Source organism: Haloferula rosea (genome assembly GCF_016595525.1).
GTDB lineage: Bacteria > Verrucomicrobiota > Verrucomicrobiia > Verrucomicrobiales > Akkermansiaceae > Haloferula > Haloferula rosea.
Genome location: NZ_JAENII010000015.1, coordinates 71,724 through 96,633 on the forward strand (window position 1 = coordinate 71,724; position 24,910 = coordinate 96,633).

22 protein-coding genes are annotated in these 24,910 nt (G+C 62.8%); 5 read left to right on the plus strand and 17 right to left on the minus strand.

Annotation, left to right across the window (positions count from 1 at the left end; translation table 11 throughout):
- Nucleotides 1-182 precede the first annotated feature (182 nt).
- Genes thiE through accB form a run of 3 tightly spaced genes read right to left on the minus strand, consistent with a single transcriptional unit; the run spans nt 183 to nt 2,715 of the window.
- Entirely contained in the window at nt 183-818 is a 636-nt protein-coding gene (gene thiE, locus JIN81_RS16560; RefSeq protein WP_200282497.1) for a thiamine phosphate synthase, read from the minus strand.
- 19 nt (nt 819-837) lie between these two features.
- Nucleotides 838-2,190: an acetyl-CoA carboxylase biotin carboxylase subunit gene (accC, locus tag JIN81_RS16565; protein ID WP_200282500.1), complete on the minus strand. Its 1,353-nt coding sequence runs from the start codon at nt 2,188-2,190 to the stop codon at nt 838-840.
- A gap of 51 nt (nt 2,191-2,241) precedes the next feature.
- Nucleotides 2,242-2,715, minus strand: coding sequence for an acetyl-CoA carboxylase biotin carboxyl carrier protein (gene accB / locus JIN81_RS16570; RefSeq protein ID WP_200282503.1), 474 nt, complete (start codon nt 2,713-2,715; stop codon nt 2,242-2,244).
- Between the two features lie 173 nt (nt 2,716-2,888).
- On the opposite strand from accB, the gene trmB reads away from it, so the two are divergent.
- The gene (trmB, locus tag JIN81_RS16575; protein WP_200282506.1) at nt 2,889-3,518 is read left to right on the plus strand and encodes a tRNA (guanosine(46)-N7)-methyltransferase TrmB; all 630 of its coding nucleotides are present in this window, start codon (nt 2,889-2,891) and stop codon (nt 3,516-3,518) included.
- Nucleotides 3,519-3,527: 9 nt separating this feature from the next.
- Here the strand turns inward: trmB and JIN81_RS16580 are convergent, their stop codons facing one another.
- Genes JIN81_RS16580 through JIN81_RS16595 form a run of 4 tightly spaced genes read right to left on the minus strand, consistent with a single transcriptional unit; the run spans nt 3,528 to nt 7,477 of the window.
- Nucleotides 3,528-5,810 carry a ComEC/Rec2 family competence protein gene (locus JIN81_RS16580; protein WP_200282510.1) on the minus strand — a complete coding sequence of 761 codons (2,283 nt, stop codon included), beginning with the start codon at nt 5,808-5,810 and terminating at the stop codon, nt 3,528-3,530.
- Nucleotides 5,773-6,468, minus strand: a complete 696-nt coding sequence (locus JIN81_RS16585; RefSeq protein ID WP_200282513.1) for a tetratricopeptide repeat protein — start codon at nt 6,466-6,468, stop codon at nt 5,773-5,775. Before JIN81_RS16585 ends, JIN81_RS16580 begins: the two co-directional genes overlap by 38 nt.
- 54 nt (nt 6,469-6,522) lie before the next feature.
- Complete coding sequence (locus tag JIN81_RS16590) at nt 6,523-6,960, minus strand: hypothetical protein (RefSeq protein WP_234045119.1); 438 nt, start codon at nt 6,958-6,960, stop codon at nt 6,523-6,525.
- Nucleotides 6,941-7,477, minus strand: coding sequence for a phospholipase D-like domain-containing protein (locus tag JIN81_RS16595; protein ID WP_325100904.1), 537 nt, complete (start codon nt 7,475-7,477; stop codon nt 6,941-6,943). The genes JIN81_RS16590 and JIN81_RS16595 overlap by 20 nt, the downstream gene beginning before the upstream one ends.
- A 150-nt stretch (nt 7,478-7,627) precedes the next feature.
- Here JIN81_RS16595 and JIN81_RS16600 point away from each other — a divergent pair, with 150 nt between their 5' ends.
- The 3 genes from JIN81_RS16600 (at nt 7,628) to JIN81_RS16610 (ending at nt 10,326) form a co-directional block, all read left to right on the plus strand.
- Nucleotides 7,628-8,065: a hypothetical protein gene (locus JIN81_RS16600; protein WP_200282516.1), complete on the plus strand. Its 438-nt coding sequence runs from the start codon at nt 7,628-7,630 to the stop codon at nt 8,063-8,065.
- 55 nt (nt 8,066-8,120) lie between these two features.
- Nucleotides 8,121-8,846, plus strand: a complete 726-nt coding sequence (locus tag JIN81_RS16605; protein WP_200282519.1) for a cupin domain-containing protein — start codon at nt 8,121-8,123, stop codon at nt 8,844-8,846.
- Between the two features lie 199 nt (nt 8,847-9,045).
- Complete coding sequence (locus JIN81_RS16610) at nt 9,046-10,326, plus strand: sialate O-acetylesterase (protein ID WP_200282522.1); 1,281 nt, start codon at nt 9,046-9,048, stop codon at nt 10,324-10,326.
- Nucleotides 10,327-10,359: 33 nt separating this feature from the next.
- Here JIN81_RS16610 and JIN81_RS16615 read toward each other — a convergent pair whose 3' ends face one another.
- Both JIN81_RS16615 and JIN81_RS16620 read right to left on the minus strand, forming a co-directional pair.
- Entirely contained in the window at nt 10,360-11,109 is a 750-nt protein-coding gene (locus tag JIN81_RS16615; protein ID WP_200282525.1) for a polysaccharide lyase family 7 protein, read from the minus strand.
- A 126-nt stretch (nt 11,110-11,235) separates the two neighbouring features.
- A complete protein-coding gene (locus tag JIN81_RS16620) occupies nt 11,236-12,036 on the minus strand; it encodes an HAD-IIA family hydrolase (protein WP_234045121.1) in 801 nt (266 codons plus the stop codon).
- A 273-nt stretch (nt 12,037-12,309) separates the two neighbouring features.
- On the opposite strand from JIN81_RS16620, the gene JIN81_RS16625 reads away from it, so the two are divergent.
- The gene (locus tag JIN81_RS16625) at nt 12,310-13,914 is read left to right on the plus strand and encodes a metallophosphoesterase family protein (protein WP_234045123.1); all 1,605 of its coding nucleotides are present in this window, start codon (nt 12,310-12,312) and stop codon (nt 13,912-13,914) included.
- A 97-nt stretch (nt 13,915-14,011) separates the two neighbouring features.
- Here the strand turns inward: JIN81_RS16625 and sufD are convergent, their stop codons facing one another.
- The 8 genes from sufD to JIN81_RS16665 form a co-directional block, all read right to left on the minus strand.
- Nucleotides 14,012-15,325, minus strand: a complete 1,314-nt coding sequence (sufD, locus tag JIN81_RS16630) for a Fe-S cluster assembly protein SufD (protein WP_200282533.1) — start codon at nt 15,323-15,325, stop codon at nt 14,012-14,014.
- Between the two features lie 91 nt (nt 15,326-15,416).
- Nucleotides 15,417-16,853: a Fe-S cluster assembly protein SufB gene (gene sufB / locus JIN81_RS16635; RefSeq protein WP_200282535.1), complete on the minus strand. Its 1,437-nt coding sequence runs from the start codon at nt 16,851-16,853 to the stop codon at nt 15,417-15,419.
- A gap of 63 nt (nt 16,854-16,916) precedes the next feature.
- Nucleotides 16,917-17,669, minus strand: coding sequence for a Fe-S cluster assembly ATPase SufC (gene sufC, locus JIN81_RS16640; protein WP_200282537.1), 753 nt, complete (start codon nt 17,667-17,669; stop codon nt 16,917-16,919).
- A 35-nt stretch (nt 17,670-17,704) separates the two neighbouring features.
- Nucleotides 17,705-18,142 (minus strand): Fur family transcriptional regulator, encoded by a 438-nt coding sequence (locus JIN81_RS16645; RefSeq protein ID WP_200282539.1) that lies wholly within the window; start codon nt 18,140-18,142, stop codon nt 17,705-17,707.
- 357 nt (nt 18,143-18,499) lie between these two features.
- Entirely contained in the window at nt 18,500-20,446 is a 1,947-nt protein-coding gene (locus tag JIN81_RS16650; RefSeq protein WP_200282542.1) for an amylosucrase, read from the minus strand.
- Between the two features lie 187 nt (nt 20,447-20,633).
- The gene (locus JIN81_RS16655) at nt 20,634-22,091 is read right to left on the minus strand and encodes a PQQ-dependent sugar dehydrogenase (protein ID WP_200282544.1); all 1,458 of its coding nucleotides are present in this window, start codon (nt 22,089-22,091) and stop codon (nt 20,634-20,636) included.
- Nucleotides 22,092-22,180: 89 nt separating this feature from the next.
- Nucleotides 22,181-24,205 (minus strand): TonB-dependent receptor, encoded by a 2,025-nt coding sequence (locus JIN81_RS16660; RefSeq protein WP_200282546.1) that lies wholly within the window; start codon nt 24,203-24,205, stop codon nt 22,181-22,183.
- Between the two features lie 46 nt (nt 24,206-24,251).
- Nucleotides 24,252-24,869, minus strand: coding sequence for a hypothetical protein (locus JIN81_RS16665; RefSeq protein WP_200282549.1), 618 nt, complete (start codon nt 24,867-24,869; stop codon nt 24,252-24,254).
- Nucleotides 24,870-24,910 lie beyond the last annotated feature (41 nt).

The window sequence follows — 24,910 nt, forward strand, 5'->3', positions numbered from 1 at the left end:
GCCGCTGAGGATGGAAGTCATCGTGAAGGGACGATGGTCAGCCGCGCGATGAATGTCGAGATCGGATCTGATTTTCGAGCCTGGTCCGGCGGTGGTGGTCATCCGGCGAGTCACCCGTGACCGTTTTCGGGATGGGGAAGTGGCAACCCACCATCGTTCCGATCGGCGTGCTGATCGCCCGACTAGTCGCCAAGCAGCAACCTCGCTTCGTGGGTGGCCTCGGTGGTATCCGCGGCGGTGAGCAGGTCGGAGACGATGACGACCCGGCGTGCACCCGCTGCGACGACTTCGGGAAGGTTGCTGCGCTTGATGCCGCCGATGCAGAAGACGGGAATGCGTGTTCCGACTTCCTGCTGGATGGTCCCGACATGTTCGAGGCCGATACCGGGTCGGCCTTGTTTGGTCGGGGTGGGGAAAAGCGGGCCGAATCCGATGTAGTCGAAGCCTTCCGCCAGCGCCTGGCGTGCTTGCTCGGGGGAGTGGGTCGAGCGACCTAACAGCATCTCCGTGCCGATCAGTTTCCGGGTTTCGTCGTGGGAGCCGTCGTCCTGCCCGATGTGAAGTCCGTCGGCATCCAGTTCGATGGCCAGGTCGGCGTGGTCGTTGACGATGAACGGCACGCCGGTCTTCCGGCAGATGGGTTGGATGCGGCGGCCCAGGGCGAGGATCTTATCTTTTTCGAGTCCCTTGGCGCGGAGCTGGATCAGGTCGGCCCCTCCGCCGATGAGTGCGGCGGTGGTCGCTTCCAGTTCCTCCTCCGCGGTGTAGCCGAGATCGACAATCCCGTAGAGCCGGGAGGAGACAAGCGCGGGGTGCATGCGGGGTCGGGATTCTCCGTTAGAGTCCCTTCTCCTCGAGGAAGCGTCCGACCCAGCCGATGTCGTAATCGCCGGATTCGAAGTCGGGGTGGTTCAGGATCTCCTGTTGGAACGGGATGGTGGTCTTGATGCCACGGATCATGAACTCTCCGAGTGCGCGCTTCATGCGGGAGATGGCGATTTCGCGTGTTGCGCCGGTGACGATGAGTTTGGCAATCATCGAGTCATAGTAGGGAGGCACGGAGTAGCCGGAATAGACGTGGGTATCCACGCGGACGCCCTTGCCGCCGGGGGCATACCAGAGGTCGATCTTGCCGGGGCTTGGAGCGAAGTTGTTGTAAGGGTCTTCCGCATTGATCCGGCATTCGATCGAGTGGCCGCGCGGTTGCGAATTCAGCACATGGCTGGAAAGTGGCTCACCGGCGGCGATGCGGATCTGTTCCTTGATCAGTTCGCAACCCATGACTTCCTCGGTCACGGGATGCTCCACCTGGATCCGGGTGTTCATCTCCATGAAGTAGAAGTTCTCGGCCTTGTCATCGACGAGATACTCGATGGTTCCGGCATTCTCGTAGCCGATGGCCTTGATCAGCTCGACGGATGCCTTGGCCATGCGCTCACGGAGTTCCGGAGTGACCAATGGCGATGGGCATTCCTCGATGATCTTCTGGTTGCGACGCTGCATCGAGCAGTCCCGCTCACCGAGCTGGAGGAAATTTCCATGGCGGTCGGCGATGATCTGGAATTCCACGTGGTGCGGGTTGAGCACCAGCTTCTCGAGGTAGCAATCGCCATTGCCGAAGCAGGCCATGGCTTCGTTCGATGCGGCTTCGAAGAGTGACTTGAACTCGCTTTCCTCGAAGCACGGGCGCATGCCGCGACCTCCACCACCGGCCGTGGCCTTGATCATCACGGGCAGGCCGATTTCCTTGGCTGCCTTGAAGGCGGTTTCGGCATCGGGCATCAGGTCCGTGCCGGGGGTGATGGGCACGCCGTTGGCGACCGCGGTGGCCCGGGCCGTCGCCTTGTCACCCATCTTGGTGATGACTTCGGGGGAGGGCCCAATGAACTGGATGTTGCAGCTCTTGCAGATCTCCGCGAAGTCGGCGTTCTCCGAGAGGAAGCCATAGCCGGGGTGGATGGCTTCGGCATCGGTGATCTCGGCGGCAGCGATGATGCGGTCGGGCTTCAGATAGCTGTCCTTGCCGGCTGCCTTGCCGATGCACACGGCTTCATCCGCCAGCTGGACGTGCATGGAATCGACGTCGGCCTCGGAATACACGGCAATGGATTCCACACCGAGTTCACGGCAGGCACGAATGATACGCAGGGCGATTTCGCCACGGTTGGCGACAAGAACACGCTTGAACATGGGTCGGTAGGTGAGGGTTTGGCTCGCGGTGGTCACCGCGATGGCCGGGCGTTACTTCACGCCGAACAAATCGTCGCCGAACTGCACCGGCGTCGAGTCGTCGACCAGCACGGACGTGATGGTTCCGGAACGCTCGGCCTTGATCTCGTTCATCACCTTCATGGCTTCGATGATGCACAGTGTCTGTCCTTCGCTGATCGTATCCCCGACCTGCACGAAGGGAGCGGCGTCCGGGGAGGGCTTGCTGTAGAAGGTGCCAACCATGGGCGAGGAGATGGTTTCACCCGCGGCAGGGGCGGCCGGCTCGGCGGCCGGAGCAGCAGGAGCGGCGGCAGGGGCCGGAGCGGCGGCTGGAGCAGCCGCCGGGATTCCCCCAACAGGGAGGGCAGCCAGCAGGCCTTTCAGGGACTCGAGGTCCTGACCTTTCTTGAGTTTGAGGTGAAAATCATCCTTCGACATGTCGAAGTAGGTCAATCCGTGCTCATTCATGAGCTCGACAATCTTGCGAAGTTCCTTGAGATCCACGACGGCAGTAAAGGGGTTGTTGTTTTGTTGGAGCACCGGGACACCCGGTCTCGCAGCGCTAGGCTAGGGATGGCAGTGAAATAGCGTCAAGCGGGAACCCCGCGGAAGGTGGCGACAATCCGCGGTGGAATCGGCTTGCCACACGGCCGCTGCCACGCTGCCTAGGGGCCGCCATGAAGCCCGCGACCTGCGAACGCACCCCGGAACCCCACGAGTTCATGCCGGCCGACTTTTTCAAGGAGGTGACGAAGGCCGAAATTTTCCCGGGTGACCGACCACTGGAGGTGGATCTGGGCTGTGGCGACGGCAAGTTCCTGTTGGAAATGGCCGAACACCACACGGACCGGGACTTTCTCGGGGTCGAGCGGCTGTTGGGTCGGGTCCGCAAGGTCTGCCGGAAGGCTCAAAAGCGGGATCTGGAGAATCTCAAGGTCTTGCGGCTGGAGAGCCGCTACGTGGTCGAATGGCTGCTGGCCCCCGCTTCGGTCTCGCGGCTCCACCTGCTCTGTCCGGACCCGTGGCCCAAGGCACGCCACCACCGCCGGCGCTTGATCCAGGAGGATTTCCTCAATGCCGTGGTGCGGGTGCTGCAGCCGGGCGGCGAGTTTCTCTTCAAGACCGACCACGACGAGTATTTCGAGTGGGCGGAGGAGAAAGTCGCGGAGTTCCGCGGTCTGGAGCGGCTCGACTGGCCCGAGGATGCGTTTTTCTATCCCAAGACGGACTTCCAGCTTCAATGGGAGGCGGAGGGCAAGCGGCTGCAGGGCATCCGCTTGCGCAAGCCGGATGCGCCAGCTGATTGAACAAGGGCGCTATCGCTCGATCTCGAGGGACTCATCGCCAAGCCATCCTTTCAGGCTCAGATGGTCGCCGTCGATCGAGATGACCACGGCGCCGCACTCGCCCTGATGGAAGACCCGGCATCCAAGCGCTTCGGTGGATTCCCGCCAGAGCGAGGGGATTCGTTCTTCCGCCGGGAAGTCGGCATGGCTGACGACCACCGCCCGTGCTCCGCTGGCCTTCAGGAATCGGCTGCCGAGCGACGCATCACGGCCATGGCGGCCTGCCACAATGACATCGGCCTGCACGTCGCATCCGGCATTCAGGAGCTTCCGCTCGATCGCCCAACCGGCATCACTCATGAAAAGAATCTTCCACCCCCGCCAATGGAGGCGGACCGGCATCACCCGTTCATCCGCGACCACATGCCAGTTCCATGGGTCCGGTTCATCCAGCACCTCCAGCCAGGTATCTTCGCTCAATTGGTAGCGAATCCCGACACGGCCACGCTTCAGCGAAACCCCGCGCAGATCGGCCGTTTGCAGCCAGTCCCGGTAGGTCGGTCCGAGCGCCCTGAGGACCGGAGCCAGCCCGCGCTCGATGGGAAAGGCATCCATCGCTCCGATCAGCCCGCCCACGTGGCCGCCATCCGGGTGGGTGGCGACCATGCTGGTCGGGCGTAGCGCCATGCGCCGCATCGAGGGCATCACCACTTGTTCGAAGCTCCAGCGTCCCCCTCCGTCAATCAGCGCCGACTGTTCGCCATCGAACCAGCACGCGGCGCCATCCCCTTCGACATCGAATACCAGCAGGAACTCCTCGGCAGGGCGGTCGCGGGGAATGGCCAGGTGCCCGCCCGGCACCTTGGCGCCGACCTCGGCGGTGCCGAGCATCAGCTTGGCCAGCGAGGCATTGCGCTGGTTCAGCCAGGGCGTCACTCCCGGGATAGGCGCCAGGACGGCCCCGATCAGCGCCAGACCGAGCAGGGGAAACACCATGGCTCCCAGCAGCGCACTCGCCGGCACCGCGATCGGTGTGAGGATGCCGAAATGCCATGCCGTCAGGGGTGCCGACCCCATCCACGCCGCCGTCGAGACCGACAAGGTCCCGCTGGTCCAGCGTCGGGTCCTCAGCCACCCGTTCCTCATCGGTCCATACAGCGAGCGGGGCAGGTAGGGTTCCTCCTTTTCCATCCACGCCCACCACCTCGACACCGGTCGCGTAAGCAGCCCGATCGCCAGCACCACCCCGAACGACAGCTGCACGCCCACGGTGAAAATCAGGTCCCCATCGAACAGCAACACGCACAGGGCCGCCAGACCGAGGGCATTTCCCATGTCAGGTCGGCGACGGAACCAGAAGGCTCCGAGCAGCACCGCTGCCATCCACGCCGCCCGCACTGCCGGCGGCTTCATCCCCGTCAACCAAGCGTAGCCGAACATGAGGAGGATGATGGGAACGATCGCCGCACGCCGCGGCACACCGAGCAGCCGGAAGAGCCCCCACGCCATCAGCCCGACCATCCCCACATGCAGGCCGCTGACCGCGAAAACGTGGAGTGTCCCGGTCAGGCGAAACGGCTCGATCAGCACGTCGTCTCCGGGGTGTTCGCCCAGAACCACGGCAAGGATCACCGCCGCCTCGGGCGATGCCGGATCCAGCCCCTCCGTCACCGCCTGCCTGAAGCCGGCGCGGATCGCATCGCCCAGCGCCCACCGCGGTGCGGGTGCCTCCACCAGCGAAACCCCGCGTGTCGACTTCAGAACGGCGAACACCCCCTGGCGGTCGAGCCAGTCGGGGGTATCGAATTCTCCCGGATTGCGTGGCCTTTCCGGAGGAAGAAGCCGCCCCTTGACCTCGACCACGCTCCCGCGTTGGCGGGGTGCTCCCTGGGCGAGCAGTCGCATGCGGTCGCCGTGGTCCCTATCGACGACCTGCGCCGCCCACGCCCTGCCGAAGGTCTTCGGAGTTTCGACCAGACGCACCGTCCGCGTCGCATCCGCCCCATCACCCAAGGCCTCCCTTGCTGTCCGCCGTTCGGAGACATCCAGCCCATGGATGAGTCCCGCACAGGCCGCCAGCAGGCCAAAGCCGACGAACCACGATCTTCTGCCACTGGCCCACACCGCCCCACCTGCGACCATCAGGATGAGCAGAGCCCACGGCTTCCCGCCATCGGCGAGCAGCACGGTGGCCACTCCCATGAGTGCCGCCCAGAGCAGTGGGCGCCGTTCGACCCAGCGGCCGGCGCGCTTCTTCAACCCGCGGACCTGAGCCTCAGGCCACACCCCAGTCGTGGAGCTTGTGGCGGGCATTCGCCGAGTGGCGGGTTTCCGGGAATTGATCCATCACCTGCTGCAGCAAGGTCGCCGCCGACATCCGGTCATTCAGGTCCTCGTCGTACACTTCCGCCAGTCGGAACATGAGGAATGCCGCATCATTGACCTCCCACGCCTGGCCTTCGATGGCTTCACGCAGGGTGGAAATCGCCGCTTGAGAGTCATGCAGGTGCTCGCGCTGGATCTTGGCGATTTCCACGTAGGGCAGACGGTTCATCGGGTCCTGGGCCGCCGCATCACGGAAGGCACCGACCGCTCCCTCGTAGTCGCCTTGGGCCATCTTGGCCCGAGCGTCGTGCATCACATCCTCCTCCACCATTTCGGCGCTGTCGTACACGGCGTGAGTGAGGCGGTGGGCAATGGCAGGCAGCACGTCGATGACAAAGACCACGCCGACCAACCCGGCCGTGAGGAAGGCCATCAGGATGCCGGTCAGCGATTTGCTGCTCTTCAGACTTTCCAGATTGTCCTTCAGCGAAGGGAGCGTTTCCAATTCCTCAAGGGTCCCGTTCTTGTCGATCCGTGCGATTTCATCAGCCAGCTTCTGCTGTTCGCCTTCGCCGGACTTCATGAACATCGTCCAGCCAACGGCAATCGCCGCCGCAAAGACAAGATACAGGATCCATTTCGTCATGGCTTCACTCTAGCAGCTGTATGACCAACCGAGGAAAGGAAAATCCATGGGGTTTCAAACCCTGCGGGCCGCCCGGCCTTCGTCGATGAGCTGCCAGAAATGCTTCGATTTCGCCAGCTCCTCGTCTTCCGCGAGTGGGATCTTCGAGCGGAAGACCCAATCCGAAAACGTCCCTTTGTGGAGCACCCGATGGACCACCACCGAGTTGTCCTTCACCTCGAAATACACCCGGTAATCCTTCGCCCGGAAACGGAACAGCACCTTGCCATCGCGCTCGATCTTGCCGAAGCGGTCACCGTCGAGATGGTCCAGATCGTCCGGGCCGACCTTGAACTCATCCATCAGCTCAAGCTGATCGAGTGTCTCAAGTTGAGAGATCTCCGCAGCGCTGATTTCGTTGAAGACAATCTGGAACACGCATGAAGCGTAGGAATCCCGCCCGTCATTCCAAGCGCCAAGTTCCTCCACCTCCTCACGAATCCAGTCCGCCATCGAGAGGATCAGGGCAGCGCTCCCGCAGCCGGCAGCGGCCGCAGAACTCGCCGAGGAACAGCTCGTCGGTCCATTCCATCAGCCGATTCACGTCCTCCCGCTCATCGGTGAGGAAGCCAGCCTCGAAGTTCCGCTTGTCCGGATGCTTCGTGCCCATCCCCGCGCCCGTCAGGTTCGGCGAACCCACGAAAGCCCGCCTGCCGTCCGCAATCACGGCCTTCGTGTGCACCCGCGGGCACAGCGCCCGCTCGAAAAGATCGCTCTCCACCAGCACCAGAAAGCGATCGAAGTCCTCCCGGAACCTCGGCCCCGGCTCCTTGGCGTGGATCAGCCTCACCCCGACTCCTTGCTCGACCAGATCCGCCAGCACCGAGAGCAAGGGCACCGACCGCCTGCCGCGGACGACGTGCAGGTCCTTCACGTCTGCCGTGACGATCCACAGGAACCGCTCGGCCCCCACCATCAGTTCCTCCACCACCCGGGAGTAGATCTCTTCATTCAGTAGCAACTCCCGCACGCCCTTCCCTACCATCGATCCCGCACCCACCGCGAGCTCCGAAGCAAGCTGCTCCAAGGCCCCCGCCCGTCGCAGCCTGCCGGAGGCCGGGGTGCTTCGCCACGGAAACCGATTGCACAGGGACCTCCGAATCGGTGAACTGCTCGCATCATGCTGAAGCTCATTCCCGTGCTTGCCGCCGTCCTTCTGGCCTCCTGCGCATCCCGCTACGAACGTGACTTCCGCGCCGCCGTAGCGTCGGCTCCCGACCGCCCGACCACTGTCGAGGGACCGTGGGTCGGCCAGTGGAAAAGCGAGATGAACGGCCACGAGGGCCCCCTCTGGTGCGTCGTCAGCCAGAGCGAACCCGGCACCTATGACTTCCGCTACCGGGCAGGGTGGGGGAAGCTCCAGTTTGGTGACTACGTCCACCGCGTCGAAGCCAAGCCGGCGGCCGACCAGTCGCTCGACTACCAGGGCAAGATGGATCTCCCCGGGGGCGTCGGGGTTCATGAAGTCGACGGGCGTCTCACCCCCACCACCTTCGATGCCCGCTTCCGGTCCGAGCGCGGCGACCGCGGGACCATGGTCCTGCGCCGCCCCGAGTGATTCGAGCCAAGTGGCGTGATAGATGACCCACGCCGCTGGCGTTTCCCCAGCAGCCATGGATGATTACACACGCCGCTCCTTCATCCGCACCACGCTGCCCGGATTCCTCGGGATCAGCATGGCCCTGCCCGGCATCACCGCCGTGGCCACCCGTGCCCGTGCCGCGGAGGGCAGACTGCCCGAAGGAGAGCCCATCCACTGGGACGCCTTCCTCGAAGCCATCGCTCGGGAAGCCGCCAAGCAGCACCTCGACGACTGGAGCGAGCCGGCCTACGTCGAGCGCGCCGCCCGGATCGCCGGTCGCCTGAACCTCAAGGACCCCGAGCTCGCCAAAGCTTTCGAGCAGGCCAAGGAAGGCATTGGGGATGGTCGGGTCGACTTCGAGCGGCTGGAGAAGCAGCAGGATTTCCAGATCTCGCTCGTCCAGTTCGAGAAAGGCGAGCAGATCTCGCATCACGATCACCCCGGTATGACCGGCATCCTCCTTTGCGCCGCGGGGAACGTCGATGTCTGGAACTACGATGAACTCCGTAAGTCGCCTGAAGAAGGTCACGTCCTGCTACGGCAGACCGCCAAGGCCCGGCTGCAGAAATCCAGTGTGTCCACCCTCACCTCACAGGACCGGAACATCCACCGCCTGAAGGCCCGCCAGCTCACCCAACTCGTCGACATCTTCGCACCACCCTACACTCAGGAGCGTGTGCGCAAGTCGCGCTGGTTCGATGTCGATGCCGAACCCTACCAGGGGGAAGGCCGCGACTTCCTCGCAAAGGTCCGGTGAACCATCGCTTCTGCTTGCGGTTTACGAATGGCCCCGGCCGAAGGATGCTTGGCCAGCAGCCTTGTTGGAAGCGGGTTTTGGTGTTTCATTGCGCCGGGGGGAGCGAAAGGTCGGGGCGATCCTCGGGATCCGCCTGTTTTTCGGTCTCAGATTCGGCGAACCTAGTAAAAAGACATTCCAGAATGGACCCACCAAGACGATGAAACGAATCACAAGACGAACCTTGGGTGTGTTGGCGGTGCTTTGCTGTATCGGATCCGTGTCGGCCCGGAAACCCCTGAAGGTCTACATCATGGCCGGGCAGTCGAACATGGTGGGCACCGGAGGGATCGATACCTTTGACCATATCGGAGATGACCCGGCGACCGCTCCGCTGCTTGGGAAAATGCGCGGGCCGGATGGCAAACCCAGGGTGTGCGAGCGGGTCTGGATCTCGTCCTTGAACGGGAAGATGAATCAGTATGGAGGCGAGGGCTTCGGCAAGCTCACCGCCGGGTATGGCGTCCGCCGGCAGGACCCTGCGAAGGCCGACGAATTCATCGGTCCCGAGTATACCTTCGGCATCACCATGGAAGAGTCCTACGACGGGCCCATCCTGATCATCAAGACGGCGTGGGGTGGTCAGAACCTGAGCGTGGATTACCGCTCACCGGGTTCCGGACCCTACAAGATGAATCCCTACCAGAAGAATGTCCTGAGTGAGAAAGGATCCCTCGAGAAGGTGAGGGAGCAGAAGAAGGAGGCGACCGGACGGAACTACCGTTACATGATGGATCATGTGAAGAAGGTCATGGGGGACATCAAGCGGGTCTATCCGGACTACGATCCGGAGGCTGGAGTCGAATTGTCCGGCTTTGTCTGGTTCCAGGGCTGGAATGACTTCAGCGACAAGATGACTTACCCGGATGAACTCGGGGACAAGCGGTATGATGCCTACAGTGAGGTTCTGGCGCAGTTCATTCGCGATGTCCGCAAGGACTTGAAGGCTCCCGGGCTTCCCTTCGTCATCGGCGTGATGGGGGTTTACGGGGATTACACGCCGGGTGCCTTCAGGGCGCCGAAGGGGAATGTCGAACGCATGAAGCTCTTCCGCAAGGCGATGGAGGCGCCAGCGGGAATGAAGGAGTTCGATGGAACGGTCGTCGCGGTTCAGACGGCGCCCTTTTTCGAGGATGAGCTTGGATTCATTGATGCGAAACAACTCAAGGTGAAGGCCATGGGGACGAGACTGGCGAAGAAGGACCCCAATGGCCCGAATGCCGACGGGGCGATGACCTTGGAGGACCGCAGGGCGTACCTGAAGAACTACCGGGCGGAAATCTGCACTCCGGAAGAGATCGAACTCTGGGACCGGGCGACGTCGATCGGTGGATTCATCCACTACTACGGCTCAGCCAAGTTCCATGCCCAGGCAGGCCAAGCCTTCGCCAAAGCACTGTTGGAGATGAGCAAAACTGAATCATCCGCCCCGGCGTCCTGACGGGCCGGGGAGTGGGGCGGAGCCGAGGCCCCGCTAGTCTTCTACGATGGATGCCGGAGCATGAAGGATCTCCAGACGGTGGATGGCAACTTCCCCGTAGGACTCCGCGGCGTCGCCCTTCTCGGGGTTGGACTGGGTGTAGCAGCCTGCCTTGAAGTAGCAGCCTTCTCTAGCCACCTCCCAATCCATCTTCTTCTTGCCGTCGTGCCACACCTTCACACGTGACCCGGAAGCTTCGATCTTCACGTCGAAAGGGGTCCCCAACACGTAGTCGCGGACGAGCGTGACGTCTTCGTGGGGTTTTCGCTCGATGAACAGATGGGAGCCTTCCAGTCGGATCATCATCAGGTCATCCCCGGAATCATGGATCTGGGCACACACGACGTGCTTCTTGACCTTCGGCGTATGGGTGATGGCCACCCGCAGGGCCATGGTGTGAACGAATCCATCGTTGGTGGCCCATGAGGCCCTGTCTCTTCCTTTGTTGCTCATCTCGCGCAGCTCGGAGCGCGGGTAGCTCGAGCCCTTGGTGGTGGTGCCTCCACAGGGGGCACGGAACACCACGGCCCGGGCTTTCGGATCCACATGGAAATGGAGTGGGTCAGAGAACTTCTGGAGATCCGGCTGCTTGATCTCTCGTGGGGAGTTCTCGTTCTTGCCAGGTGTGGGCAAGGTCAGCTTCCATGAGGAAAGATCGAGCAGCTGGCTGGGAAGAGATTCAGCGGAAAGCAGGACGACCGTGGATGCCAGGACGACCACGATGGTTGGGAAGTGCCGAGTCATGGGTGCGAACATGTCACTTCTGGCGCGAACCGGTCCACCGGATAGTGTCGGGCTCCGTGCCACCGCAGACGGCGACGGAGCGGGATGCGCCCCGGCCGCCGTGCTTCGCGCTGACCGAAGAGAGGGTCAGGCCGGGATGCGGAGGGGGGCCGGGTTGCCAAACAAGGCCTCCGGCAGGTGGGCCACGCTTTCGGCGACGTAGTCCGGGCGGTAGGCGTAGTCCGAGATCTCCTCTCGGGAAGTGTGCCCGGACAGGACGAGAACCGTCTTGTAGCCCATCTGCACGCCCCCGAGCACGTCGGTGTACATCGTGTCCCCGATCATCACGACTTCCTCGGTGCGGAGGTCGAGCTCCTTGCGTGCCTCACGCATCATGACGGGGCTGGGCTTGCCGACGGAGAATGCCTGCCTGCCGGTGGCCTTCTCGATCATGGCGACGATCGCACCGCATCCGGGGCGGACACCGGATTCGGTGGGGCAGCGTGTGTCCATGTTGGTGGCGATCAGGCGGGCGCCTTGTTCGACGAGGCGGGCGGCATGTTCGAGCATCTCGAAGTTGATCACCCGGCCCTCGCCGACGACGACAAAGTCCACCTCGTCGTCTGCGACGGTGAAGCCGTTCTTGTGGAGTGCATTCGCCAGGCCGTTCTCACCTACGACGAATGCCGTACCACCCGGGCGTTGGGTGGCGAGGAAGCGGGCGGTGGCCATGGCGCAGGTGAAGACATCCGAATCGGTCGCCGGAATGCCGAGTCGGCTGAGCTTCAATGCCACATCCCTCCTTGTGCGTTGGCTGTTGTTGGTGAGGAATAGGAAGGGGTGGCCTTCCTCGCGGAGGCGGGCGATGAAGTGATCGGCACCGGGGACAAGCTGATTGCCACGGTAGATCACGCCATCCATATCGAGGAGAAATCCTGTCTTTTTCATACGCATGCCGGGGCAGCGGAGGGCGTGCCAGATGGTGTGGATTCGGGCGACCGGGGTGCGATTGTTCCTAAGTTTCTGAATGTGAGGGGCGATGAACCGGTGGCGGAGATCCGGGTGCCGGGGGGTGAGGCACCAGCCATGACGGCGGAGCATTTCCCCGGGTGGTTTGGATGAGGTCCATCAATCTTCCCTTCTGAGAAGATATTCGGAAACATCAGCAGCGTTCGTTACGTTTTGAGCCAGATGATGCGAACTGCGCTACTTTTAGGTTGTTTGGCTCCTGCTCTGATTGCTGCAGACGAGCATGGTGAGCCGCCGGTCAAGGCCCCTTTCCAGAAGGGTGAGGACAGTCTTTCGATCAACGATTGGTGGAACCGGCCGGTGCCACAGAACCCCAAGAAGCGTATCATTGATCTGAAGGTGCCGCGTGATCAGGTGGTGGCCTTCGGGTTGTACACGGTGTCGAAGGGAACGCTGAAGCTCTCGGCGCAGCTGTATCCGCTGTATCCGAAGGAAACGCGGACGGTGCGTCTGGAGGTGAAGCATGATGGCGAGTGGAAGGAGATCGCGAAGGAGAAGGTGAACGACCTCGGGTGGTCCGCCTTGTTCCGGGTCGAGAACTGGCCGGTGCACAAGGACCTGCCATACCGGATTCTTCATGGAGAGAAAGCTTCCTTTGAAGGGCTGATCCGCAAGGATCCGGTGGACAAGGAGGAGATCGTGCTGGCGGCGCTGTCGTGCAACTCGAACCAGGACCGTGGCATGCGTGAGGAGTATGTGCGGAACATCAATCACCAGAATCCGGATGTGATCTTCTTCGCGGGTGATCAGTCATACGACCACAAGGAGCACACCGCGGCCTGGCTGAAGTTCGGTCTGCAGTTCCGTGAGACCTTTCGTGATCGTCCCTGTGTGTCGATCCCGGACGACCACGACATCGGCCAGGGAAACCTGTGGGGCGAGGGAGGCAAGCAGGCGAAGCTTTCCAGTGGTGCCGACGGGGGGTACTTTTTCCATCCGGATTATGTGAAGATGGTCGAGCGCTGTCAGACCGCGAACCTGCCGGATCCGTTCGATCCGACGCCGGTCGAGCAGGGCATCGGAGTCTACTACACCAACCTGGTGATCGGCGGAGTGGACTTCGCCATCCTCGAGGATCGGAAGTTCAAGACGGGACCGAAGGACCGGCATCCGATGAAGGGACCGCGGCCGGATCACATCCGCGATCCGGAGTATGACCCGAAGGTGGTGGACGTGCCCGGCCTGAAACTCTTGGGTGACCGTCAGCTGGCCTTCCTCGAGCAATGGGCGAAGGCGAATCAGGGAGTGGAAATGAAGGCGGTTCTCTCGCAGACCGGATTTTGCGGGGGAGCGCACCTGCATGGCAGCGTGAACAACCGGCTGCATGCCGACATGGACTCCAACGGTTGGCCGCAGACGGGGCGCAATCGTGCGGTGTCGCTGATCAAGCAGGCGAACGCGGTGCACATCGCGGGCGACCAGCATCTGGCGACGCTGATCCAGCATGGCACGGAAGAATTTCGTGACGGGCCGTGGGCCTTTGTCGTGCCTGCCAGCGTGAACAACTACTACGGTCGCTGGTGGTGGCCGGAGGATGAGAAACCCGGCGGAAATCCGGATGCGGACAATCCGCTGCCATGGAACGGTGACTTCCTCGATGGCTTCGGCAACAAAATCACCATGCATGCCTACGCCAACCCGGAAAGCGACGCGCGTGGCGCGGGCTACGGGCTGATCCGCTTCAACAAGGCGAAGGACGAGGTGACCTTCGAATGCTGGCCACGCGATGCGGACGTGACCCGGTCCGACGCGCAGCAATTCCCCGGCTGGCCGCGGACGATCTCGTTGAAGCCGTGAAGATCCAACTTTTCCGGGCCTGGACCTGGACACGGAAAAGCCCCGCGAAGTGTGGCATTTGACCACACTTCCGGGGCGGTGAATGGGGGTGGTGGTGCTACGCCCCGCCGGTGGCGATGCGGGCGAACTTCTCGTCCACGAAGCCGAGCACGAGGGCTTCGACCTTTTCGTCTTCGAGGCGTTCGATGACCTCCACCGAGAAGCCGCGGGCGATGAGCTGGCGGGCGCGGACGGGGTCGATGCCGCGGGCCTGGAGATAGAAGATCTCCTCGTCGGCGATCTGCGAGCTGGTGCTGCCGTGGGAGCACTTCACGTCGTCGGCGTTGATTTCCAGACCGGGCATGGAGTTGGCCTCGGCATCGCTGCTCATGAAGAGGTTCCGGCAGGTCTGGTAGGCATCCGTGCGGTGGGCACCTTCATCGACGAAGATGAGCCCGGAGAAGATGGTACGAGCCTTGTCGTAGAGGGTGTTCTTGTAGAGCAGGTCGCTGTAGGCACCGGGTGACACGTGGTGCTGGAAGGTGCGCTGGTCGTATTCCTGCGTGCGGGCGGGGATGCTCACACTCAGCATGTCCGAGCGGGAGCCTTCTCCGTCGAGACGCGAGAGTGACTCGTTCCTTGCCCAGCTGGCGCCGACATTGAGGACAAAGCTCTTGGCGGTCGCGTCGCGCGCCACGCCGGTTTCGTTGATGGAGAGGACCTTGCTGTTCTCGTTGACTGCCTGGATGGCGAGGTAGTCGAGTTTCGATCCGGGTCCGGCGTAGAGATCGTTGAAGGCGAGGCACAGGCCGGCGTCTTCCTCGTTCTCGGACTTGAAGTAGTCGATGACGCGCACCTTGGCATTGGCACCGGTGACGATCAGGGTGTGGGGGAAGACGGCGCTCTTCTCACCGGCGATCCAGTGGTAGACCTCGATGGTGCCTTCGACCTCGACGTTGTCGGGGACGTGGACGAACAGGCCGTTGGTGAGTTGCGCCTCGTGCAGGGCGGCCCATTTGGCCGAACCAAGCCGGGTTTCCTGCTGCATGAAGTGCTCCTTCACCAGATCGCCGTGGGTGAGCAGGGCTTCGGCGAGGGGCAGGCAGATGACGGCTTCGGGAAGCTTGGATTCGATCTCGATCAGGGTGTCGTTGACGAAGATGAAGCGGGCGGATCGGGATTCCAGTCCCTGCGAGCGCTCGATGAGCGACCCGGTGTCTTCCGGAACTTCGATGGCGGTCGAGTAGCCGGAGAAATCGAGCTGCTTGATGCTGGAGAATCTCCAGGTTTCGTCACGGCGGGTCGGGGCGGGGGTGTCCTGGAAGCGGGACCAGGCGGCGGCCTGCCGGTCACGGAACCATGCCGGGAAATCGGCAGCGGTTTCGGGAGAGGATTCGAGGATGGAGAGGGGTTGTTCGAGGACGTTGGACATCTGGGAAAGTGGGGAAAGGCCTTGGGTGATGGCACCGGAGCAGGATGCTCCGGGCACGGACTGGAGCGAGACGCTCCAGCTACGGGTTGGCTCAGCCGACGGAGCCTTCCATTTCGAGATCGATCAGGCGCTTGAGCTCGACGGAGTACTCCATCGGGAATTCGCGGACGAGGTCGTTGATGAAGCCGTTGACGGCGAGCGACATGGCATGGCCTTCGTCGATGCCGCGCTGCTGCATGTAGAAGAGCATTTCCTCGGACACCTGCGAGACGCTGGCCTCGTGCTGGGTCGCGTGGTCGTTGCCCTTCACGGTGATGGCCGGGTAGGTGTCGGTGCGGCTCTTGGTATTGATGAGCAGGGCGTCACACTCGGTGTTGTTCTTGCAGCCCTTGAGGTGCTTGGGAATGTGGACCTGACCGCGGTAGGTCGAGCGTCCTTCACCGACGGAGATGGATTTCGATACCACGTTGGAGGTCGTGTTGTTGGCGGCGTGGATCATCTTGGCGCCGGTGTCCTGGTGCTGGCCGGAGTTGGCAAGGGCGATGGAGATGACCTCACCGCGGGCGCGTTCGCCCTTCATGATGACGCCGGGGTACTTCATGGTCAGGCGGCTGCCGATGTTGCAGTCGATCCAGCGGACTTCGGCGTCTTCCATGGCGAGGCCGCGCTTGGTGACGAGGTTGAACACGTTGGAACTCCAGTTCTGGACGGTCACGTACTGGATCTTGGCGCCTTTCAGGGCGACGAGTTCGACCACGGCCGAGTGGAGCGTGGCGGTTTCGAACTTCGGAGCAGTGCAGCCTTCCATGTACATCACCTCGGAGCCTTCGTCGGCGATGATGAGCGTGCGCTCGAACTGGCCGAAGTTTTCCGAGTTGATGCGGAAGTAGGCCTGCAGCGGCTGCTTCAGCTTCACGCCTTTCGGGATGTAGATGAACGAGCCACCGGAGAACACCGCGCTGTTGAGGGCGGAGAACTTGTTGTCGCCGGTGGGGATGACCTTGCCGAAGTAGGGGCGGAAGATTTCCTCGTGTTCCTTGAGGCCCTCCGCCGAGGTCACGAAGATGACGCCCTGCTTGGAGAGCTCTTCCTTCATGTTCGAGTAGGCGGCTTCGGAGTCATACTGCGCTTCCACGCCGGCGAGGAAGGCCCGTTCCTGCTCGGGAATGCCGAGACGGTCGAAGGTCTTGAGCACTTCTTCCGGCACTTCGTCCCACGAGCGTTTCGGGCGCTCGCCGTCGGAGAGGTAGTAGCGGATGATGTCGAAATCGATGTTGTTGAGGTCCTCGGTCGCCCAGTTGGTGGGCATCGGCTTCTCATTGAAGACCTTGAGTGCCTTCTGGCGGAACTCGCGCACCCAGTCGGGGTCTTTCTTGACGTCCGAAATGTAGTCGACGGTCCGTTCGTTCAATCCACGACCGGCATCGTACTTGTGCCTTTCGGGGAACTTGAAGTCACCGGAGGTGCGGTCGATGTCGATCGCTTCCTTGGTTTCGCTGTCGAGAGTGGTGGATGAGTCGTAGGACATGATAGTGCCGCGCTGCGCGCGGAGGGCCGAGTGGGAAGTAGAAAGTGGAAAAGGGGTGATGCTTCAGGCGGTGGCGGCCTCCTTGAGGAAGTCGTAGCCGTTGGCTTCGAGTTCGAGCGCGAGGTCGGCGCCGCCGGACTTCACGATGCGGCCTTCGGCCATCACGTGGACGTGGTCCGGCTTGATGTAGTCGAGCAGGCGCTGGTAGTGGGTGATGAGGAGCATGCCGCGGCTTTCGGAGCGCATGGCATTGACGCCCTTGGCGACGATCTTGAGGGCATCGATGTCGAGGCCGGAGTCGGTTTCGTCGAGGATGCAGTAGCTGGGGTCGAGCATCATCATCTGAAGGATTTCGTTGCGCTTCTTCTCACCGCCGGAGAAGCCTTCGTTGACGGCGCGCCCGGTGAACTTGCGGTCCATCTCAAGCAGGTCCATCTTGGCGTAGAGCTCCTTGTAGTAGGCGACGGCGTCGAGCTCCTGGCCTTCCGGCAGGCGCGCCTGGAGGGCGGCGCGGATGAAGTTGGCGTTGGAGACACCAGGCACTTCGGCGGGATATTGGAAGGCGAGGAAGACGCCGGCGCGGGAGCGTTCGTCGATGCCCATCTCGAGGATGTCCTCTCCGTCGAGGGTGACGGTTCCCGAGGTGACTTCGTAGCCTTCGTGACCGGCGATTACTTTGGAAAGGGTGGACTTGCCGGAGCCGTTCGGGCCCATGATGGCGTGGACTTCTCCGGCTGGGATCTCAAGGGAGACGCCCTTGAGGATTTCGGTGCCGTCTTCGAGTTGTGCGTGGAGGTCGGTGATGACGAGGGACATGGTATTTCTAAGTCTTGAGTTCGAAATTCTAATTCTCAGTTTGAGGCGGGGAGTTGTCCGCGCAGGGTGAGTTCGACGTCGGTGATGACGGTGCCCTCGGGCAATTCGAGGACGTCGGCCAGATTGACGCCGGGCTTGAAAGTGATGTCGTGGATCGAGCCGGTCTGCTTGTCGTGGAAGTGACCGTGCTCTTCGAGGTTCGGGCAGAAGCGGGATGGCTCGCGGTCGAAGTTCACCTGGCGGATGATGCCGTGCTGGACGAGGGCCTCGAGGCAGTTGTAAACGGTCGCGAGCGAGATGTTCGGCAACTGGTCCTGGATGTTCTTGAACAACTCGTTGGCGGTGGGGTGACCCTTTTGCTCCATGAGCAGGCGGTAAACCTCCCAACGTTGTCGGGTCATCCGGAGCCCGGCAATCTCCGACGGCATGCTGCCGGAGGGGTCGGGATGAAGATTTGGATCGCGTGAAACCATGGCGGACGGCGGAAACTAGAATGGTTCTAATTCGTAGCAAGAATTATTCTAATTTTTCCTCCGGGATTCGCGTCAGCAGCCCTGATTTGGGTGGGTTTATGGATGGGTAAGGCATTGATGTTCAAGGTGGATGGGGGGATCGGGAGGTGTGATCTGGCATGACCGTCTCGGTCATGAATCTGCGATCTGCTGAAGACTACAGCGGGCGTGGGGGTGCCTGGGTGCTGTCCGATCATGACCGGGACGGTCATGCCACTGGCAGGTGGGCGGGGCGTCGGGCTTGAAGCAGCGCCATTCGGGCTGGGGCGCTTTTCCCCTTGGATCGCTGGGTAGCGGTCCTTTCGAGGCCGGGGTCGCTCAGAGGATGGCCATGAACTGGAGGGGCTCGAGCACGAGCCGCTCGGTGGCGACGATGGACTGGCCGGCGACGAGGTCGGTGAAGGTCTTGCGCATGCCGAGCTGACGGAGCCGGGTCGCCGAGACGATGGCGGGTTCGTCGTTGAAGTTGGCGAGGCAAAGGATGCTTTGGCCTTCGTGGACGCGGAAGTAGCCGAAGACGTGGTGGTTTCCAACATCCACGAACTCCGTGCGGGTTTCATGGAAGGCCTGGTTGTTCTTCCGGATCTGGGAAAGCTTGAGCATGCCGCTGAAGAGCTTGCCCTCGACGGTATCGGGGTTCTTGCGGTTCTCCGCCTTTTCCCAATCGAAGGAGGGGCGGTGCAGCCAACGGTCGTCGCCGGCTTTTTCCGGGTCCTCAGGGTAGTCGTAGTCGTTGACCAGCCCGATTTCATCGCCCAGATAGATCAGCGGGATTCCGCCCATGGTGAAGATGATCCCGTAGAGCATGAGGATGCGCCGGATGGCATACTCGGTCTGCAGTTCGTCGCCTTCGTAGAGGGCTTTCTCCAGTCCGCACAGTGAGGCGGTGGTGCCGCAGATCCTGGCGTCTCCGGTGACGGGATTGTGCTGGAAGAGGCGTCCGCGTCCGAAGCTCGATTCGTGGTTGCCGGTGAAGAAGTGGTTGAGGAACCAGCGGTGGTCGTGGGGATTCATGCCGACCTCCCACATGTCGCGGTCCTCGAAGCCCCAGCCGATGTCGTCGTGGCAGCGCAGGTAGTTCACCCACGAGCACCCCTGCGGAAGCTCGAAGCGTTTCGGCAGCGAATGGAGCATCAGCCGGGCATTGCGCGAGGCCAGCGAGTTCCACAGCTGCACCATCAGCGGGGGGTTGTAGGAGAGGTGGCATTCCTCCTCGGAGACGTATTTCTTGATCTCATCCGGGGCGACGATGGCCTCCGACTTGAAGATCAGCGCGGGAGCGGCGATGCGGGCGATGGCATTGAATGCCTGGATGAGGAGGTGGGCCTGTTCGAGATTTTCGCAGTTGGTTCCCTTTTCCTTCCACAGGAAGGGGACGGCATCCATGCGCAGCATCTCGACGCCCGCATTGGCGAGGTAGAGCATTTCGCCGGCCATGGCGTTGAACACATCCGGGTTCTTGTAGTTCAGATCCCACTGGAAGTTGTTGAAGGTGGTCCACACCCACTTGCCGATGCTGGTGTGGTAGGTGAACGACCCGGGGTGGGCATCGGGGAAGATCGGGCGCAGTGTTTGCTCATACTGGTCCGGCTCCTCGCGGTCCGGGAACATCCAGTAGTATTTCTCGAATTCTTCCGACCCCTTGCGCGCCTGCTGGGCCCATTCGTGCTCGTCGGAAGTGTGGTTGAACACGAAGTCGAGCACGAGGCTCATGCCCTGCTGGCGAAGTTCCGCGGCGAGCTCGCGCAGGTCATCCATGGTGCCGAGGGCGGGGTCCACCTCGCGGTAGCTGCTGATGGCGTAGCCGCCGTCGTCGTCCCCATCGGGGCTCTTGAAGAGCGGCATGAGGTGCAGGTAGGTCACCCCGAGCTCATTCAGGTAGCTGATCTTTTCCCGCAGTCCGGAAAGGTCGCCGGAGAACAGGTCGACGTAGGCCATGGCGCCGACCACGCGGTTCGACTGATACCAGTGGGCGTGGCCTTCGCGGATGGCATCGAGGCTCTTCAGGTCGGCATCGCGCTCCAGCCATGATTCCGCGCAGGTGCGGAGGATCTGCTCGACGTGGAAGAAAAAGTCGTAGCTGGGTCCATAGACCTGCCAGAGGAGATCGAAGAGGACGGGGAAATGCCGCTCGAGGCGATCTTCGAATGCCGCCCAGTCCGCTCCTTCGATTTCAGTCGGAAAACTCTTCCGCAGGCGTGGCAGCAGGCGTTGGAGCGACAGACGGCTTTCGTGGATGGTGGGTGGTAGGGCGGTATCGAGCATGTAGGATCAGTCGTGGGAGCGGTTGGACATGCAACTTCCATGCCATCGGCGATCGGTCAACGGTGGAATCGCGGCAGCGGGGCGCGAGGTGGGCAATCCTCCGGCCTTCGATGGCCGGTATGGTCGGGTCCCCGGCGCTTTCGCCGGGGTTGCGATGGCCTCCGCCAGGATGCCGGATTTTCCTCGGCTACTTCGCCGGGACGAGGCGGATGATCTGGTCCGGACCGTTGAAAATCACGTAGAGGAATCCGTCCGGGCCATCGACCACATCGCGGACCCGTCCGAAGTCCTTCAGGATGACTTCCTCTTCGACGACCTTCTGGTCCTCGATGCGGAGGCGGCGGACCTCCTTCTTTGCGAGGGCGCCTGCGAACAGGTCGTTCTTCCAGCCGGGGAAGGCGTCACCGGTGTAGAAGTCCAGGCCGCAGACGGCAATACTAGGAGTCCAGTAAGTGACGGGTTGCTCCATGCCTTCCTTGCTGGTCTCGCTGGTGATCGGGGTGCCGTTGTAGTTCATGCCGTAGGTGATGACGGGCCAGCCGTAGTTCGCACCCTTGCGGATGAGGTTCAGTTCATCGCCGCCGCGGGGTCCGTGCTCGGTGCTGTAGAGGCTGCCGTCGCGTGGATCGAGGTCGAGGCCCTGCGGGTTGCGGTGGCCGTAGGTCCAGATGCCCTTGATGGCGTCCTTGTTGTCGACGAAGGGGTTGTCCTTCGGTTCGCGACCGTCGTCGAAGAGGCGGTAGATTTTGCCCTTCGGGTTGGTGAGGTCCTGCACCTCCATCATGCCGCCGCGCTCACCGATGACGAAGTAGATGTATCCCTGGTCGAAGACGAAGCGCGTCCCGAAGTGCACTCCGCTGCCGCTGTAGAACTTCTTGTCGGCCTTCCAGATCCATTCTTGATCGACCCACTGGTGGTCCTTGATGCGGCCGCGGACCACGGCGGTGATGGTGTGGGCCTTGTCCTTGTTCTTCTTGCCCTTCTTGTCGGTCCCTTCGCCCTTTTCCCACCAGCCGTCGGAGATGCCGAGGTAGATCCAGCCATTCTTCTCGTAGTCGGGGTGCACGGCGACCTCCATCAGTCCGCCCTGGCCGTGGCTGATCACCTTCGGGGTGCCTTCGATGGGCTTGGGGTCGAGCTTGCCATCGGCGGAGATGACGCGCAGGCGACCGGGGCGCTCGGAGACGAGCTTGCGTCCGTCGGGGAGGAAGGCGAGGGCCCACGGGATTTTCAGGCCTTCTTCCACGACCATCTCGATGGTGTAGTCTTCCTTCTCGGTCTTGCTGACCTTGCCCAGCTCGGGCTTGGGAAATTCGATGCCCTTGGTGAGCGCTTCCTTTTCCTTCTCACGCAGGAAGATCACGAGTGAACGGATCTGCTCGTCGGTGAGGATGCCTTCCCACGGGGTCATGCCGAGGGAGATGTTGCCTTTGAGGATGGTTTGGAAGATGTCGGCGTCGGTGTCGCCGTGCTTCCACTCGCCATCGAGGAATGACGGGCCCTGTCCGCCGCTGAGGTCGGCGGCGTGGCAACTCGCGCACAGCGTTTCGTAAAGCTTGTCGACCTTCATCTTGGAAAGGTCCGGGGATTCGTCGGCTGCGATCAGGCAGGCGGGCAGGAAAGTGGCGAGAAGCAGGGATTTCATGAGTGGAGAAAGGTGAAAGGGGCTACGGGCCGGCATGATCCGGGCTAACGGAAAAGAATGCAAATCGTGGGAAAGGGAAGGGGGAATCTTCAGAATTGCCATTCGGCGGTGATCCAGAACGACCTCGGCTGACCCAGGGTGCGGATGCCGCCGCTGCTCAAGCCGGTCGCGACTTCGGCATCCAGCAGGTTTTCCATGCGTGCGTGGAGGGTGAGGGCCTCGGTGGCCTGCCAGCTGGCTCCGGCACGGACGGTGGTGTAGCTGGGAAGGCGGCGGGTCGCGAGGGCGTCGTCGAAGCGGGACGCCCCGTATTCGCCGCCGAGGAAGAAGCTCGTCTTCTCGCTGGCCTGGAGCCCGACGGTGCCGAGCAGGCGGAGGTCCGGTGCCTGCGGGAAGGGCTTTCCTTCGAGCAGGGGCTGGGATGAGGAGGAAACGAACTCGGTGTCCGACCACAGGCCATCGAAGCGGAGGGTCCAGCGCGAGTCGGGGCGCCACTCGGCGGCGGTCTGGATGCCGAGGACGCGGGCGCGGTCGACGTTCCTCCGCTGGGCGCCGCTGCCTCCGGGCGGGAGGGTTCCGAAGATTTCCGAGATCTCGGTGGGGTCTGTGACCGGGACGTTGGCGATGGCATCGTCGATCCAGTGGTGGAAGACGCCGGCGTCGAGGGTCAGGCAATCGACCGGTTTCCAGCTCAGGCCGGCTTCGATGCTGTAGAAGCGTTCCGGGTCGAGGTTCGGGTTGGCCTCGGTGAGGTCGTTGCGCACGCGGAACGGGCGGTGGAGTTCATTGAGGGTGGGCAGGCGGTAGCTGGTCGAGAGGGCGAAGCGGCCGAGCAGGGCGTCGGTCATCTGCTGCTCGATGGAGAGGGCGGCGGAGGGTTCCCAGCCGTCGCGGTTGGCGGGGAAGTCGGACCTCAGGAGGGCGCCGGTGCGCAGCGAGCGCTCGATGCGTTTCCCGTCGCGGAGTTCCCAGCGGTCGAGGCGTGCGCTGGCATCGAGGCGGGTGGCCGGGCGGACCTGCCAGCTGGAGGTCGCGAAGATCCCGGCGAATCCCTGCGCTCCCCCGGCCCGCCGGCGGCGGAAGGTGCCTGCGTCCTCGTTGGTTTCGCCCTCGAGCAGGCGCAGGTCGGTGCCGACCGAGACGTCCACGGTGTCGCTGAGTTCGCGGTGGATGCTGAAGGCCCCGCCGATGCCCTCGCCGGGCACGTCGAACTGGTTGAGCGCCACCGATTCGCTCGAGCGTGTGGGATTCACCGCGCTGAATACGGAGGCGAAGCGTCGGCGTTGGTAGTAGCCGAGGAGTTGCCACGACAGCGGGCCCTCTTCGGAGGTGATACGCAGGGAGGCGTCGATGGCCTCGGTGGTGTTGCCGGTGACCGGGGTGCCATTGCTACGTCGTTCGTCGTAGTAGGAGAATGCGGGCTCGACGGTCAGGTGGGGGTGGGGTTTCCAGATGAGGCGGAGATCGGCACCGGCGAGTTGGAGCTCGAGGGGGCGGTCGATGAGTCCGCGCTGGGCGGGATCGACGACCTGGAAGCCATCGCTGCGGGTGGCGAAGGTGGAGAATGACACGCCGAGGCGGCAGTCGTCGGAGACCAGGTCGGCGGCGGCGCTGCCGCCGAGGGTGCCGTGGTCGCCCGCGGTGAGGCGGATGAGCCCCCGTGGCGTGAGCACGTCCGGCCTGAGAAGGTGGATGCTGCCGGCGGGGCTGAGGTTTCCCCATGCGGTGGACTGGGCCGCGGGCACGATGCGGACGCTCTCCAGCGACCAGGGGTCGAAGCGCGCCCAGTGGACCCACCCACCGAAGGGGTCGTTCTGAGGGATGCCATCGCGCAGGACGAGCGTGCGGGAGGCGGCGGTGGCCCCGGTGTTGCGGAGGCTGACCTCTGAAGCGGTGGGGTTGGCGAAGACCGCGGATTGGGGCCGGAACAGGGAGAACGCGGGGTCGGTCGCGAGCAGTTCGTCGATGGTGAGCGGCGCGAAGGCGGCGATGTCATCGACCGACCAAGCGCTGAGCGGAGGGGCGGTGTTCCTTTCCGTCAGGACGACGAGTGGATCCAGGCTGTCCTGGCCGGGCAGGTGGGCGGCGAGGAGGAGCGGAAGCAGGAACTTCATGGCGTGGCGACCTGTCGGATGCCCCTGCTTGCCGGCAGGTGGGAAATCAATAGCCGCGCCAGAACATCAAGGCGCAGGCGAGCACGGCCACACCGTAGGCGAGTCCGCCGAAGCAGAGTGCCTTCCAGCGTCCGTCGGTGGCGGTGGCCCATGCCACGCTGTCGCGGAAGAGGTAGGGCATGCCGACCCAGTAGAGGGACTTGATGATGAGGGCGTAGGCGAAAATGGGGACCAGAAGGCGGCTGCTGGGGTCCTTAAGGAAGGCGGATTCGAGCAGCGGGGCGGCGACCATCAGGCCGAGCAGGCCGAGGGCGCGCACGGCGAGGAATTCCTTGATCGAGATGCTGACGAGGATGATGGCGACGGGGACGCCGATGCGCAGGTAGGGTTTCAGCGCGTTGAACTGGTCTCCCAAGTCCATGGCGAGGCTGTTGATGACGCCTTTGCCTTCCGGTTGCACGATGAGCCAGAACCAGATCAGGCCCACGCCGACGAGGATTTGTCCCAGCTGCTGGTTGCGTGGGAACTTTTTCAGGAACCCTTTGACGGCATCGGCCTTGACGAGCATGAGGGCGTGCAAGCCGACCAGCCAGAGGCCGAGGGCGATGCCGACTCCGAAGAGCGGCAGGGTTTCATAGGCGTGAATGGCCTCGGACGGATCCATGTGGGCTTGGAGTTAGGGGAGGGAGCGCCGGGTCGCAAGGC

What these genes read in the sequence shown, in the direction of transcription:
- thiE (WP_200282497.1), bottom strand. Translation starts at nt 818, where the DNA reads ATGCACCCCGCGCTTGTCTCCTCCCGGCTCTACGGGATTGTCGATCTC.
- accC (WP_200282500.1), bottom strand. Translation starts at nt 2,190, where the DNA reads ATGTTCAAGCGTGTTCTTGTCGCCAACCGTGGCGAAATCGCCCTGCGT.
- trmB (WP_200282506.1), top strand. Translation starts at nt 2,889, where the DNA reads ATGAAGCCCGCGACCTGCGAACGCACCCCGGAACCCCACGAGTTCATG.
- JIN81_RS16580 (WP_200282510.1), bottom strand. Translation starts at nt 5,810, where the DNA reads ATGCCCGCCACAAGCTCCACGACTGGGGTGTGGCCTGAGGCTCAGGTC.
- JIN81_RS16585 (WP_200282513.1), bottom strand. Translation starts at nt 6,468, where the DNA reads ATGACGAAATGGATCCTGTATCTTGTCTTTGCGGCGGCGATTGCCGTT.
- JIN81_RS16590 (WP_234045119.1), bottom strand. Translation starts at nt 6,960, where the DNA reads ATGGCGGACTGGATTCGTGAGGAGGTGGAGGAACTTGGCGCTTGGAAT.
- JIN81_RS16600 (WP_200282516.1), top strand. Translation starts at nt 7,628, where the DNA reads ATGCTGAAGCTCATTCCCGTGCTTGCCGCCGTCCTTCTGGCCTCCTGC.
- JIN81_RS16605 (WP_200282519.1), top strand. Translation starts at nt 8,121, where the DNA reads ATGGATGATTACACACGCCGCTCCTTCATCCGCACCACGCTGCCCGGA.
- JIN81_RS16610 (WP_200282522.1), top strand. Translation starts at nt 9,046, where the DNA reads ATGAAACGAATCACAAGACGAACCTTGGGTGTGTTGGCGGTGCTTTGC.
- JIN81_RS16615 (WP_200282525.1), bottom strand. Translation starts at nt 11,109, where the DNA reads ATGACTCGGCACTTCCCAACCATCGTGGTCGTCCTGGCATCCACGGTC.
- JIN81_RS16620 (WP_234045121.1), bottom strand. Translation starts at nt 12,036, where the DNA reads ATGAAAAAGACAGGATTTCTCCTCGATATGGATGGCGTGATCTACCGT.
- sufD (WP_200282533.1), bottom strand. Translation starts at nt 15,325, where the DNA reads ATGTCCAACGTCCTCGAACAACCCCTCTCCATCCTCGAATCCTCTCCC.
- sufB (WP_200282535.1), bottom strand. Translation starts at nt 16,853, where the DNA reads ATGTCCTACGACTCATCCACCACTCTCGACAGCGAAACCAAGGAAGCG.
- sufC (WP_200282537.1), bottom strand. Translation starts at nt 17,669, where the DNA reads ATGTCCCTCGTCATCACCGACCTCCACGCACAACTCGAAGACGGCACC.
- JIN81_RS16645 (WP_200282539.1), bottom strand. Translation starts at nt 18,142, where the DNA reads ATGGTTTCACGCGATCCAAATCTTCATCCCGACCCCTCCGGCAGCATG.
- JIN81_RS16650 (WP_200282542.1), bottom strand. Translation starts at nt 20,446, where the DNA reads ATGCTCGATACCGCCCTACCACCCACCATCCACGAAAGCCGTCTGTCG.
- JIN81_RS16655 (WP_200282544.1), bottom strand. Translation starts at nt 22,091, where the DNA reads ATGAAATCCCTGCTTCTCGCCACTTTCCTGCCCGCCTGCCTGATCGCA.
- JIN81_RS16660 (WP_200282546.1), bottom strand. Translation starts at nt 24,205, where the DNA reads ATGAAGTTCCTGCTTCCGCTCCTCCTCGCCGCCCACCTGCCCGGCCAG.
- JIN81_RS16665 (WP_200282549.1), bottom strand. Translation starts at nt 24,869, where the DNA reads ATGGATCCGTCCGAGGCCATTCACGCCTATGAAACCCTGCCGCTCTTC.